Annotated in this window: 11 protein-coding genes; all 11 read left to right on the top strand. The window is 36.0% G+C overall.

What is annotated here, in order from left to right; all coding sequences use genetic code 11:
- Positions 1 to 8 precede the first annotated feature (8 nt).
- From BM086_RS05450 to BM086_RS05400, 11 genes are read left to right on the top strand one after another with little or no spacing between them, the layout of a single operon-like run.
- Complete coding sequence (locus BM086_RS05450) at positions 9 to 1,748, top strand: bifunctional glycosyltransferase/class I SAM-dependent methyltransferase (protein ID WP_092324597.1); 1,740 nt, start codon at positions 9 to 11, stop codon at positions 1,746 to 1,748.
- A gap of 17 nt (positions 1,749 to 1,765) precedes the next feature.
- Positions 1,766 to 2,959: a DegT/DnrJ/EryC1/StrS family aminotransferase gene (locus BM086_RS05445; protein ID WP_092324594.1), complete on the top strand. Its 1,194-nt coding sequence runs from the start codon at positions 1,766 to 1,768 to the stop codon at positions 2,957 to 2,959.
- Between the two features lie 60 nt (positions 2,960 to 3,019).
- Complete coding sequence (locus BM086_RS05440; protein ID WP_092324592.1) at positions 3,020 to 4,666, top strand: glycosyltransferase family 2 protein; 1,647 nt, start codon at positions 3,020 to 3,022, stop codon at positions 4,664 to 4,666.
- A 16-nt stretch (positions 4,667 to 4,682) separates the two neighbouring features.
- Positions 4,683 to 6,326: a glycosyltransferase family 2 protein gene (locus tag BM086_RS05435; protein WP_092324589.1), complete on the top strand. Its 1,644-nt coding sequence runs from the start codon at positions 4,683 to 4,685 to the stop codon at positions 6,324 to 6,326.
- Between the two features lie 28 nt (positions 6,327 to 6,354).
- On the top strand, positions 6,355 to 7,305 hold the full coding sequence (locus tag BM086_RS05430; RefSeq protein WP_092324587.1) for a Gfo/Idh/MocA family protein: 951 nt from the start codon (positions 6,355 to 6,357) through the stop codon (positions 7,303 to 7,305).
- 54 nt (positions 7,306 to 7,359) lie between these two features.
- The gene (locus BM086_RS05425) at positions 7,360 to 8,382 is read left to right on the top strand and encodes a lipoate--protein ligase (protein WP_092324584.1); all 1,023 of its coding nucleotides are present in this window, start codon (positions 7,360 to 7,362) and stop codon (positions 8,380 to 8,382) included.
- A complete protein-coding gene (locus BM086_RS05420) occupies positions 8,375 to 9,808 on the top strand; it encodes a dihydrolipoyl dehydrogenase family protein (RefSeq protein ID WP_092324582.1) in 1,434 nt (477 codons plus the stop codon). Before BM086_RS05425 ends, BM086_RS05420 begins: the two co-directional genes overlap by 8 nt.
- Entirely contained in the window at positions 9,792 to 10,763 is a 972-nt protein-coding gene (locus tag BM086_RS05415) for a transketolase C-terminal domain-containing protein (RefSeq protein WP_092324579.1), read from the top strand. Before BM086_RS05420 ends, BM086_RS05415 begins: the two co-directional genes overlap by 17 nt.
- A gap of 26 nt (positions 10,764 to 10,789) precedes the next feature.
- Complete coding sequence (locus tag BM086_RS05410; protein ID WP_175560117.1) at positions 10,790 to 11,653, top strand: thiamine pyrophosphate-dependent dehydrogenase E1 component subunit alpha; 864 nt, start codon at positions 10,790 to 10,792, stop codon at positions 11,651 to 11,653.
- A 10-nt stretch (positions 11,654 to 11,663) separates the two neighbouring features.
- The gene (locus BM086_RS05405) at positions 11,664 to 12,764 is read left to right on the top strand and encodes a PglD-related sugar-binding protein (protein ID WP_092324573.1); all 1,101 of its coding nucleotides are present in this window, start codon (positions 11,664 to 11,666) and stop codon (positions 12,762 to 12,764) included.
- A 40-nt stretch (positions 12,765 to 12,804) separates the two neighbouring features.
- Positions 12,805 to 13,965, top strand: a complete 1,161-nt coding sequence (locus BM086_RS05400) for a glycosyltransferase family protein (RefSeq protein WP_092324570.1) — start codon at positions 12,805 to 12,807, stop codon at positions 13,963 to 13,965.
- Positions 13,966 to 14,249 lie beyond the last annotated feature (284 nt).

The raw sequence follows: 14,249 nt of genomic DNA, 5'->3' as shown, positions 1-14,249 counted from the left end.
GGTGTCATATGGATAGTATCAAGGAGAAAGTTAAGAATTATCTTCAGAACAATATGGTAAAGGAAGCATATGAAGAATTAAGTCAATGTCTTCATGATGAGATAGCAAAGCTAAAAGATGACGTTGAATATTGCATTATTGCGGCATCAGTGTTTATGGAGAATGGCGAGTATGACAAAGCCTTTGATTTGATAACTATAGGGCTTTTGCGTGATCATAAAAATTATGAGTTATATCTTATGTTAGGGGAATACTATGCCAGAATTAACCCAGAACAGGCCCTTATATGCTTTTATCATGCCTTGTATTATTGCGAGAACAGCGAAGATAGAAATCTGATAATTGAGTATATTGAGAATGAAGTTTCAGTTGGAGCAGAGATTAGGCCGGTTTCATTTGTTATTGTTTCGTGTGATCAGTCAGAACAATTAAAGCGATGTTTAAATAGCATTTTTGATACTGTTCCTAAAGAAGTTAGCGAAATAATCGTGGTGGATAATGGTTCTACAGATGAAACAAGGCAATGGATTGGAGAATGTAGCGGAATCACATGTGTGCTTAATGAAGAAAATATTGGTTATACCAAAGCTGCTAATAAGGGAATTAAGATGAGTAATGAGGGAAACGATGTTCTTTTACTGGATGCGGATTCGTTTCTCATCGATAATTCTTTCTTCTATCAGATGTTGGGAATGTATTCAGATAAAAGAATTGGAATTGTAGGCGCTATTACTAATGAATTCATAAGTGATCAGAAGATGCCTTCAGGAAGTGATGATCTGGATGAGGCAATTAAAGCGGCGCTTACAGTTAATGCCCCGATGAGATCTTCACTTGAAAAAATTAGTTATGTTTCTGATTTTGCAATGCTGATAAAAAGAGAAGTAATAGATGATATTGGAGTTTTGAATGAAAAATATCTAAGAGGTTATTTGGAAGATAAAGATTTTTGTATACGTGCGCATAAAGCCGGTTATGAAGTCATGCTCCCATTCAATGTGTATATTTTTAAGACTATGGATAGAATGGAAATATATGGCATTTCAGATGAGATAATTGAGGAGTACAAGCTCATTTTTAAAGATGAATGGGGATTTAACGGAGAATACTCCGGGCGTGCAAGAAATGAACTGCTTTCATTTATTGAGGAGGATTATAACACTCCGATAAGGGTATTGGAACTTGGCTGCGCTATGGGAAATACATTAAATAGAATAAGGCGTTTATGGCCTAATGCAAGGGTGTGCGGAGTTGAGTACGACAGGGAAGTGGCAGAGGTTGGAAAAACGATGCTGGATATAGTCCAGGGAGATGTTGAGACAATGGATATTCCATATCAAGAAGGACAGTTTGACTACATAATATGTGCTGATGTTCTTGAACACTTGCGTGATCCCCAAAAGACTATTGAGAGATTTATGCCATATTTAAAGCAAAATGGCCATTTTATTGTAAGTTTGCCAAATATTAGAAATCGTACTGTTATCGAACTTCTTTTAATAGATGGTAGGTTTGATTACGGTGATGATGGAATTTTAGACAGAACACATTTGCGTTTCTTTACAAAAGACACAGCTATTGAAATGTTAAGAAGATCTGGTCTGGAAGTTGAAAAAATAGATCGCAATTATAATAACGCTTCTGAACCAGCAGAATTTGTTGAAAAAATATCCAGAGAATTTGATGTGAAAGATAAAGATGAACTTAGAGTATTCCAATACTATTTCTTGTGCAAAAGAGTCATTTGAATTAAAAAGGGACAAATATGAAAATACCATTCTTTGATTTATCAAGACAATATGAGCTTGTTGAAAATGAAATAGAAGCAGCTGTGCTTGAGGTAATGAGGTCGACTCAGTATGTAGAGGGAAAAGCTGTTAAGGAATTTGAAAAAGCTGTTGCAGAGTATATTGGTGTTAAACATGCGATTACTTGTGGAAATGGAACGGATGCCCTTAGGATAGCGCTGCTGGCAGTAGGGATAAAGCCGGGAGATGAAGTTATCACAAGCGCATTTTCTTTTTTTGCAACGCCGGAAGCAATTGCACAAATAGGCGCAGTGCCGGTATTTGCTGATGTCAATAATGAAAACTATAACGTAGATGTAGATTCAATTAGAAGTAAAATCACAAGTAAAACGAAAGCCATACTTCCTGTACATATATTTGGAACTCCGGCGGATATGGATGAAATAAATAAGATTGGTGAAAAATATGGCATTCCTGTGATTGAGGATGCATGTCAGGCAATCGGGGCTTCCTATAAGGGGAAGAAAGCAGGAAATTTAGGCACATTGGGGTGTTTTTCATTTTATCCTACAAAGAATCTGGGTGGCTTTGGTGACGGTGGAATGATAACCACAAATAGCGATGAACTGGCAAATATATGCAGGTGTCTGAAGGCCCATGCTGCAGGAAAGCAAGCTGCTATCGCTTACGAAAAATTATACGGGAAAGAAGTTCCTGAACTGGCTGAAATGGAAAAACAGTCTTCAGATCCTTTGTATGATCCGTGTAAATATTACAACTATTTTATTGCAGGAAATTCGAGGCTTGATAGCATTCAGGCTGCTGTTTTGAATGTGAAGCTTGGAATGCTTGAGTTATTTAATGATAAAAGAGCTGCTATAGCAAAGAAATATAAAGAAAGAATCGATAATAAAAAAATAACAGTACCGCCGGTTGAATTTGCAGACAGAGTTTCGTGCTTTCATCAGTTTGCAGTGCTTGTCGAGGATAAAGAAGGCTTCATCAAATATCTTAATGATAATGGAATTGGTGCAGGCAATTTTTATCCTGTGCCACTTCATAAGCAAAGGGCTTTTGAGGCTCTGGGGGCAGGTGATACATGTCTTAAAGTTGCAGAGAAGATATGTGGGCAGACGGTATGTCTTCCAATATTCCCGGAGCTTACTGATGAGGAAGTTGGGCAGATAATAAAAGCTTGTAATGAGTATTAATATGATAAACAAACTGAAATTGTCGTAGAAAGCAGGTTACAGTATTAAGAGGGATAAGCAATGACTGGAAATGGTAAAGTGGCGATTTATATGTGCTGTTATAACCATGCTAAATATGTTGCAGAAGCGATAGAATCTATAGTATCCCAGGCATACACAAACTGGGAGCTATGGATGGCGAATGACGGTTCAACAGATGACTCTGCGCAGATTATGGCTTCCTACGAGAGCGAGAAGATCCATTTTTTTAATCTGAAGAATAATACTAAGCTTGTGGGGGCACAAGGGATTCTCTTGAATGAAATTAAAAAGAGTGATTGTGAGTACATAGCATGTATTGCTGCTGATGATAAATGGAAGGCAGAAAAACTTGAAAAACAGATAAAGCTAATGTCGGAACATGAGGAATATGGAGCTTGTTTTTCTTGGGATGAGATTCTGTTTGAAGATGGAACAGAACAGGATCCTTTCAGGATGAATACTGAATATTCTCATCAACAAAACAGATCAAGATATGAATGGATTTATACCTATACATTATATGATAATTGGATGAATGCCTGCTCAGCGCTGGTAAAGAAGGATATTTTTTTTGAATTTGGGGGCTATAATCAATACTTTATCGGATGCGGTGACTTTAAACTGTGGTTTGATATTGTTTTAAAGTATCCCATATATGTTATTCAGGAACCACTTCTATATTACAGAAGGCATAAAGATAACCTTTCTAAAAGGTCAAATGGTGTAGTTCAGCAAATGAATTCTGAGCTTTATTCCATTAAGTATAAAAATTTGAATTCAATTTCAAAGCATGATTTTTATAGGTCATATTACAGAGAACTAATCTACTGTGAAGGTGCTAATGAGAATTATTTTTGGGCAGATAAGATTTTTTTTATTATTTCCGCGATGCCCTATGAGAATGTTTATAACCAGATAGCAGTTTCGATGTGGCTTGATAAAAGTGATGATCAGGAATACATGAGACTGCTGGAAAAGCGCTATGGCTTTAATAATTCATTATTAACTGAATTAAAGGCTCAAACAGGTTTAGGAGCGCTTCTTTTAAATCAGTTGGGGATAAATGATCGGTATTCATATGAATGGAAAGGCTTTGAGGAATATTTTTTGCTTCTGTATGAACAAAATGTAATCAATGAGCAGAATATCAGTAATTTCTTATGGAATCCAATCTATCGATTTGCCCTTTATGTTGAGACGAGTGGGAATGGCGAAAAACTTTTTAAAAAGATGCGTCAAAGTATATGTGAGTATAGAAAGCGTGCAAGTGAGAACAAGAAAGAAAAAATAATACATATTTTATGTAATTCTGAGCTAAAAGGTTATGTAGGTGACATAATCGGAGGAATGGCTGACGATAATAAGTATTACATCAGTTTTGTATGTAAGAAAACTGAATACTTTGATACTAATGTTATTTCAGAAGAGAGTTGTGACTGTGGCGCTGTCTATATTGATATATATGACAGCAGAAATAAGGCATTGTATTTTAGTTATGAACAGGGAATCAATGCGGATGTTGTTTATTATGTGGATTGCCTTGGCGATGAGTATGAATGCACAGATATGCTTAGGGGCTATAGCCTTGGAGTTACTCAGATGGCGCTCATTTCAAAAAGCAGGTTTAGTGACAAAAATCAGCTAAATGCAATCTGTAGGATTATGGATAATGTTGATTTTCTTTGAAGTGTGAGGTAAAGCTATGCAAAAAGGCAAAGTGGCAATTTACATGTGTTGCTACAACCATGAGAAATATGTAGCGGAAGCGATTGAATCGATAATAAATCAGACATATACCAATTGGGAGTTATGGATGGCTAATGATGGTTCAGAAGATGATTCTGCACGTATAATGGCCTCTTACCAAAACGAAAAAATTCACTTTTATAATTTCGAGAAGAATACTAAACTGGTAGGCGCTCAAAGGTTTCTTTTGGAAAAAATTAAACAAAGCGATTGTGAATATGTTTCGGGGACAGCTTCTGATGATAAGTGGAAAATTGACAGGCTTCAGAAAGAGATTGATGTCATGAAGGAACAGCAAGAATATGCAGCGTGTTTTTCCTGGGATGAGCTTATTTTTGAAGGGGAAAATGAAGCCGAATCATACAGGTTTGTGTCAAATTATTCACATCAGGCGAACAGGTCACGATACGACTGGTTACATAGATATGTACTTGCTGATAATTGTATGAATGCCTGCTCAGTTCTTATGAAAAAAGATATATTTTTTGAACTTGGAGGCTATAATCAATATTTTATCGGTATCGGTGATTTCAGATTATGGTTGAGAACTGTAATGAAATATCCAATATACGTAGTTCAGGAGCCACTAGTTTATTATAGAAGGCACGCTACTAATATCTCAAGGCCAACTCTCCAAAGTGTATTAATGAATTTTTCTGAATTTTATGTAGTAAAATATCAATTTTTTAAGAATGTAAGTAAACATGATTTTTATCGGAGTTTTTTTAGAGAATTGATATATGTTCAAGATGATAGTGAAACATCATTTTGTGCAGATAAACTTTTTTTTATGATTACTGCATTTGCTATTGCGGGAGAATGTGATCAGATTGCAATTAATATGTGGCTTGATAATGCAGATAATACAGAGATGATGGAGGACCTTGAAGATAGATATAGCTTGGATAATGTATTCTTTACTGAATATAAGAAAAATAAGGGATTATCTTCACTTGCTTTACATAAATTTGGAAAAACAGATTTATTGGATTCAAAAAGAAAAGGATTGATAGAAGTCTTTTTATCTCTATATGGGGAGAATAAGATTACTGAGAAAAATATGAGTTCCTTTAGCTGGAATTCACTATATAAGCTGGCTGAAATAGTTGTGATTGACAATATAGGTAAAGAATTATTTGAGAGAATAAAAAAATATTTCTTTAGTTATAGAATGCAGATACTGGATGGTAAGAATAAGCATACTATACATATTTTATGTGATGTTGATCAAAAAAACGAAGCAGTGGAATTAGCCAGGGAACTTTCAGAAGATAATAAAGTATATCTAAGTTTTGTTAGAAAACATGATGATTATCACGCAAATGACTGTAAGGATGATGGAAATGATATAAGCGATGTTGAATATGTTAACTTATATGATAAATCGAATAATTCAATTTTATTTGACTATGAGTTAGGAATTGAGCCGGATATCATGTATTACATTGGCTGTCTTGGGGATGGATATGAATGTACAGACATGATAAGAGGGTATGGGATAAATGTTTCGCATATGGCTATGATAAACAAAACAGCGTTTTCGAATGAAAGCACATTAAGAGTACTAAACCTGATTTTGGATAGCGTGGAGTATTTGTAGATAAAAGAAATCAAGAGGAATCACTGTCATGGTTAAGGTTGGAATAGTTGGCACTGGTAACATGGGCAAAAATCATATCCGTTTAACAAAGGAGATGCATGACCGATTTGAATTATGTGCTGTATACGATCCTGATGAAAGTAGAGTAAAGTCGTTAGAAGTTTCAGATATTGCAACAGCATCTGAAGAAGAACTTATTGATAAGTGTGACGCTGTAATAATTGCTGCCCCTTCTTCTTTACACAAACAGATAGCGCTTAAAGCTGCGAGTGCTGGGAAACATCTTTTAGTTGAGAAACCACTTTCATTATCAACTCAGGATGCCAATGAAATTGTGGAGGCGTATAAGAACCTGGATAGAGTCCTTATGGTTGGACATGTTGAGCGCTTTAACAGTGCTGTTATTGAAATGGAGAAAGTGCTCCAAAAAGAAGAAATAATTGCAGTCAACATTGAGCGCTGCTCATCAAAGGATAACAGAATAAAAGACACAGATGTTGTTTATGATCTGATGATACATGATGTTGATATCTTGTTGAATGCTATTCTTCCAAACAATGAAATAGTGAGCCTGTCATCGGCCGGTACAAGAGTATACAGTCACAATTATATGGATTATGTTCAGTCGCTTTTTAAATTTGACAACGGTGTAGTGGCGTCTATCGTAAGTAGCCGCGCGACGGAGGATAAGCTTAGAAGGATTGATATTCATTGTAAGAATTCTTTTATAAAGGTTGATTTGCTTGATAAGAAGATAAGCATTCTGAAAAGTACAGTTTTAAAGTCATTGGGGAATGGTTCTGCGTTCAAGAAAGAAAATATGATGACTAAAGTATTTGTTCCAAATATTGAACCATTAAGAGCAGAACTAAAGCATTTCGGTTATTGTATAGAAAATAAAACATCGCCGATTACATGTGGTAAGAGTGCAGTTAGGAGTATAGAGGTTTTAGATATTATAAAAGGACAGCTCTACTGATTATTGATGATGCGATAGATTAAAGAAAGACAAGAAAAAGAAAAGGCGGAATCAATGGAAGTAATCATTTCTGAATGTCATGATGCAGCCTGTAATTTGGCATTGGAAGAATATTTGCTGGGAAAAGAAGGGAGTGATCCTTTTCTATTTATATGGCAAAACAGAAAAACAGTAGTAATAGGAAGAAATCAGAATGCTTATTACGAATGTGATGTCAGATATGCAGCAATAAACAACATAGATATAGTCCGTAGAATGTCTGGTGGTGGGGCTGTATATCATGATTTAGGTAATATTAATTATACAGTTTATTATAAAGACAATATTGATTATAAGAAAATAACTATTGAATATGTAGTTGATGTGCTTAATTATTTGGGTATTAATGCCTATGCTAATGGAAGAAATGATATAGAAATTAAAGGGAGAAAAGTTTCTGGATTAGCCTATTACATGGGACAAGGGTATTCATATACACATGGTTGTTTGTTGGTGAACACAGATATTGATTGCATGGAAACAGTGTTAAATCCTGATGTAGAAAAAATCAAGTCTAAGGGAATTTCTTCTGTAAAATCAAGAGTAATCAATTTATCAGATATAAACAGGAATTTAACTGTCGATGAGGTTAAGAAGGCTCTTGTCAAAAAGGCATATTTATTGAGTAAAACGCATAGTGAAGATGAAAAAATCGATGTTTTGATAATTGAACCAGAATACCTGGACAATGTTGAACTGAAAGGATTTGTACAAAAATATAAGTCATCAGAGTGGATTTATGAGAAAAAAATAGAAACAAAGTTCTGTATGAAGAGGAGATTTGAATGGGGAAGCTGTAATCTCAATATTGAATCTGATTGTCAAACTATTAAATCTGCGAAGATACTATCAGATTCATTGTGCACGGATGTTTTTGACAAGATAGAGATGCAACTTAAGAATCGACCTTTGAACATGTTGTCAATTAGGAATGTGTTTACAGAAATAAAAGAATATTACGGCATTCAGGATGAAGAAGTGGTCATTTTGAAGGATATTAGCAAAATGATTAGTGAGGAGATGCCTATTCATGAGTGAAATTGAAAAGTATGATTTGATAATAATCGGAGGCGGAATCGCCGGATATAGCGCGGCATTAAAAGCAAGTCAGGCGTTAAGTGTAGCAGTCATTGAAGCAAAGAAAATAGGAGGGACTTGCCTAAATGTTGGATGTATTCCAACAAAAGCTTATCGTCAACTGATTATGGAATACAAGAATGGAAATAGTTTTTTCAAAAATGATACAAGGTTATTTACGAGGGAAAAATTAGCGGATGTATTTGAAGAAAAAATCAATTGCAGTGTAAGCGGGCTTCATGATGGACTTATGCAAGCATTGAAAAAGAATAGCATTGATGTCTATCAAGGAAAAGCAATATTGGCCGACGATAAAATGGTTGTTGTTAAGAATGATAGTGGAGAGGAAAAACGGCTAGAATACCAATTTTTACTTATAGCGACAGGAGCTAAACCAGTAGTTCCAAGCGTGTTTGCAAATGAGTATTCCAACGTATTTACAACAGATAAAGCGTTTGTAAAGAGTAATTTAATTCCTAAGTCAATAGTGATAGTTGGAGGCGGAATAATAGGAGTTGAATTTGCGTCATTTCTTGCAGATTTTGGGGCTACAACGATCATTATTGAAAGGGAAGATCATATCCTGAAAAAAAGCTTTTCTGTAGAAGTATCTCAGACAGTTACAAAAATATTGAGAAAAAAAGGTGTCAAGATATACACAGATTGTGAAGTAGTTGGCATTGAGGAAGAGGATGATGAAACTATTGTCAGAATTCAAAAACGAACTTCCCCAATAAGGTCAGATACGGAGGAAATACTTACAGATAAAGTTCTGCTGTCAATAGGAAGGGAACCTGATTTAGATAATCAGCTGATTCAGGGATTATCAGTAAATGTCAGGGATGGAGCGATAGTAATAGATGAATATCTAAAAACCTCGAATCCCAAAGTATATGCCGCTGGTGATGTTTGTGGCGGAATTCAACTTGCTTATACAGCAGAATATCAAGGCGAAATGGCAGCGTTGAATGTGATGAGTTCTGTTATGGGGGAAGGAAAAATACATAATGGAAAGGTTGGTATGGTTCCCAGTTGCATTTATATGAATCCAGAAATTGCCTCAGTTGGAGTGAAAGAGACTGATCCAGATAAGTGTTTCGCAGCAAAGTATTCTCTAAAAGGCAATGGGATGGCAATTATAGAGAATTCGGATGATGGATATGTAAAACTGATATTTGATCAACATTCTGGTGAATTAGTTGGGGCAGAATTAGTCTGTTCTCATGCTGTTGAAATGATATCTCTGTGCAAAGAATGGATTGAAATGAGAAAAACAGCTAATGATATTTCAAACAGTATTTTTCCACATCCTTCTCTTACTGAAGCATTTAAGGAGGCTGCAATACTATATCTGAAAGAGGTGGGAACAGGTGAAATACCTAGCTGATTTACGGGCAAATATCGAAAGAATTATCAAAGAGCATAATGCATATTTTATTGGCGAAGATATTCAAGAGCCTTATGGAGGTGCGTTTAAAGTTACTAAGGGACTTTCAGACAAATATCCAGCAAATATTATAGGTACCCCCATGTGCGAGCAGGGATTTACTGGTTTGGGCGTGGGAATGGCTCTTTATGGTTGTTACGTTTCAGTAGAGATTATGTTTGGCGATTTTATCACTTTAGCGGCAGATCAGATGGTTAACCATGCTGCTAAATTTAGTGAACTATATAAACAGGATATCCATTTTGTACTAAGGTGCCCTTCGGGGGCATATAGGGGCTATGGTGCTACGCATTCTCAATCACTTGAGAAAATGTTTATGGGTATTCCCGGAATTCAAGTTGTTGCGCCATCAATTGCGTATTCTCCGGGAGAAGTGTTGCAGACTTCAATAGAGAGCGGCGTCCCTACGCTTTTTGTAGAAAATAAATTGGATTATCCAAGGGAATTGCTGATGGATAGGGGATCTTTTTGGATAAAGAAGGTTATGACCACCTTAAAGGGATTTCCTATTATTAAGATACAACCTGTTGACGATGCACCTGAACTAGCCCTGATAACATATGGGGGATTATCTGAAATGGCGCTAAAGGCAATGGAAAAACTGCTGTATGAAGATGAAATTAATATCGAAATCATAATCCCAACATTGATTTCTGATGTGGAATCAATTGTAAGCGCTGTGGATTCTGGTCCGGTGTGTATTTTGGAAGAGGGTGTTTCTTCATTCGGATGGGGATCTGAGATTGGCTTTGCTATACAAGAAAGATATGGTAATAAAGTTTTCAGATTAGGAGCAAGGGATAGTTTTATACCGGCAGCTCAAAGTGCGGAATTAGAAATTCTTCCAGGCTTAGAAGAATTAGTAAACACAATTAAGGTTGGAATTGGTTTATGAATTATTCAAGACTATATGAAAAGTGTATGAAAATTCGCCTTTTTGAAAAGAGAATCGAAGATGAATTTTCTTTAGGAAAAATGCGAGGGACAACGCATGGATGTATAGGACAAGAAATCATTCCTGTGTTTGTAATGGAACAGATCAATCGTGATACAGATTATATTACAGGAACGCATAGATGCCATGGGCAGGTATTGGCATATACTGACGATATGTATTCACTTGCATGTGAAATGATGGGAAAGCAAGATGGATTTGTAAATGGATTAGGTGGAAGCCAGCATATTAAAATAGGTAATTACATAACAAATGGAATCACAGGTGGGATGATTACGGTTGCAAGCGGGATTGCAATGGGCAAAAAGAAGAATTGTGATAGCGGAATTGTGATAGCATTTGCTGGAGATGGCGGTTTTAATGAAGGATACGTTCAAGAATCCTTAAATCTTGCATCAAATTATGAATTGCCGTTGCTTATCATTTGTGAGAACAATGGATATGCGATGTCAACACCTACACAAGAGTATTCAGCTGGAAGTTTTAAGGCTAGAGTTGAAGCTTTGAATATAAGATATATTGAGACTACATCTACTCTGCCGGATGTTTTAGAACAAGATATTATAAAGGGGTTTTCATATGTTAGAAATGAAGAAAAGCCCTGTTTTATTGATGTTCATACAGCAAGGTTGTGTGGTCACTCAAAATCGGATTCAATGGAATATATGTCTGATGAAGAAAAAGAAAATAATATGAAGTCCGATCCGATATTATGGCTTGCAAAAAAGATTGATAGCAATGAAGTAGAAATGATAAATGAAAGAATTGCCAAAGAAGTGGATGACGCCTTTTTGAATGCAACAAATTGTCGAGAAATTACTTTAGACTGAGGAAAGAAAAATGAATTATACTGAAATTAAGATGCCACTTATTGATGTTAATGATGATAAGGCAAAAGTAACTGAAATATTGTTTGCAGAGGGTGAATTTGTAAGGACAGGTGAGGTGGTTCTGTCAGCGGAAAATACAAAAGCAACAAGTGATGTTGTATCCCCAAGAGATGGTTATTTTTTGCCTTTATGCAAACCTTTTGATGAGAGAAAGAGCGGAGATACAATAGCAATTATATTTGAATCTGAAGCTGAACTTGCTACATATAAAAAATCAGGAAATAATGCGTCCATGGCGGGTAACATCGTGGAAGTGAATGCAACTAAGAAAGCGATTGCGCTTGCGACCGAACTTGGAATTAGTATAGCTCAAATAGCAGACGAAAAAGGTGGTGGGGTTGTAAAAGAAAAGGATGTTGAGACCTATGCTGCGAATCATAATCTGGTTTCAGAGAAGAAGCAGAAGCCGGTATTTGAGCTGAAAAGAGAGAGAGTAGTTATTATTGGCGCTGGATATGGGGCTGAAGTTGTAATTGATATTCTTCTTGATTATCCTGACATTGAAATTGTTGGTCTTGTTGATGACAATGTAAAACAATTAAGAAATTATAAGTATACTGTTTTGGATTGTGGTATAAAAGATTTCCCTGATAAATATGGTTCGGATTTTTATGATAGTGTAATTATTTCTATAGGTGCGAACTTTAGTTCGATGAAGTTTAGGCGGCAAGTATTTGAAGATTACACTAAAAGAGGAGTGAGTTTTACAAATGCTATCTCCAAGAGTGCGGAAATACGCAGAGGTGTTCAGATTGGTGTTGGAAATATTATAGGAAGTGGCTGTTATATCGGAACGCTGACACGAATTGGAGATAATAATTCTATCAGTTATGGGACAAATATTGGGCATCATAATATCATAGGCAGTCATAATCTGATTGCACCGGGGGTTTTCACATCAGGGGCAGATGTGATAGGTGATAGTTGTATTATTCCTGCTGGTGTAGCGGTAGTAAATCGGGCGATTATTGGAGATGATGTTGTTGTGCCTGTGGGATACGCAGTAACGAATAATTTAGAATCAGGCAGTGTTATAAAAAATAAGTACTAAGAATGAAGAGGAACAGTTGTATCCAAGGAGTACCGGCGTGATGGGAGATAAGTTGCCAATATTATTATTTGAAGGAGATGTTTCATTATGTTACGGGATTCTAAAGTCTTTTAGCGAGCAGCTTAGAGATGCGTTTTTAGAACTTGGGGAAGAGGTTATTTACCTTAATCCGGCAGACGCAGCCATTGAAGATTATTCTGGAAGGTCATACAAGGCAATAATAGCCTTTATGGAGAATATTTTTTATAGTGCATATCCTGATAGTAAAGAGCTAATATTTGACAGTTTTTATGGACCTAAGTTTAATTATTGGACTGATTACCCGGCGTTTTATCATCGACATGTTAAAAGAATTCCACAGAATTACTATATCCTTACTCAAGATAGAAACTATGTGAAATTCATTGATCATTATTATAGAGGCGTTAAGGCATTCTTTTTACCTCCCGGCGGTAGAAAGGCAGAGACCATTATTCCATTTCAGAAACGAAAGTATGCGCTGTCTTTTGTCGGCAGTTTCCTGGATTGGAGAGAGCCGATAAGTAGTTTTAATTCTGCGGATGAAACTACAAAAGTGATAATTGACAGATATTTGGATTTACTGGTAACGGAGCCGGATTTAACAACAGAAGTAGCATTTGAAAAGACACTGACTAGTCTTGGAGCCAAGGTGAGCGATGAGCAGTTTGTTCAGGAACTTGCCAAAGTACATAAACTTGCAGACCGCGGGGCAGCAAGAATATATCGTGAAGAAATTATAAAAACTCTTATAGACAATGGTATTACAGTAGATGTTTTTGGAGATAGCTGGAGAAACTCTCCTTTTGTGGATAACTCATACTTGAGGATTCATCCTTCGTTAGAGGCATCTGGTGTTGATGAGATATATGATAATTCAAAGATGTCATTAAATGTTATGACCTGGCATAAGGATGCTATTACAGAGAGGGTGCTTGATACTATGATGGCTGGGTGTATTGCAGTCTCAGATCAGACACCTGCACTGCGGGAAGCTTTTATAGATGGGGAGGACTTGATTTTATATTCGTTAAAAGAAATTGAAAGGTTACCAGAGATAATACTTAAGCATTCTAATAATGAAAAAATAGCCCATAATGGCATGGTGAAAGCTACTGAGAGACATTCGTGGAGGAATCGTGCTATAGAGCTTTTGAAAATCATTGATGAAATGAGTTGTTAAGGATCACCACTGAAAAAAGAGAAGTAATAACTGTGAACAGCCAATCAGTGATGCCGTAAGCGATATCATCTTTGGTTGCGAGTTTTTCATGTCTTAATCCTATCACAATGAGATTGAACTTAAATGGACATTATCTGACAGCGACTATTATAGAAATGAGCTGTTCATCATAATCAATGCTTCAGATATAGACTTTATCTGGATGAAATACAATGACTATGAGTACAAAGACAGATTTTATAACAGTGACAGTAGTATGATGCCAAAGCCGGTTTCTTTCCTTG

It is taken from the genome of Butyrivibrio sp. YAB3001 (assembly GCF_900112195.1).
Classification (GTDB): Bacteria; Bacillota; Clostridia; order Lachnospirales; family Lachnospiraceae; genus Butyrivibrio.
The sequence above is the reverse complement of the archived record's forward strand: the minus strand, read 5'-3'. Positions and strand labels throughout refer to the sequence as shown.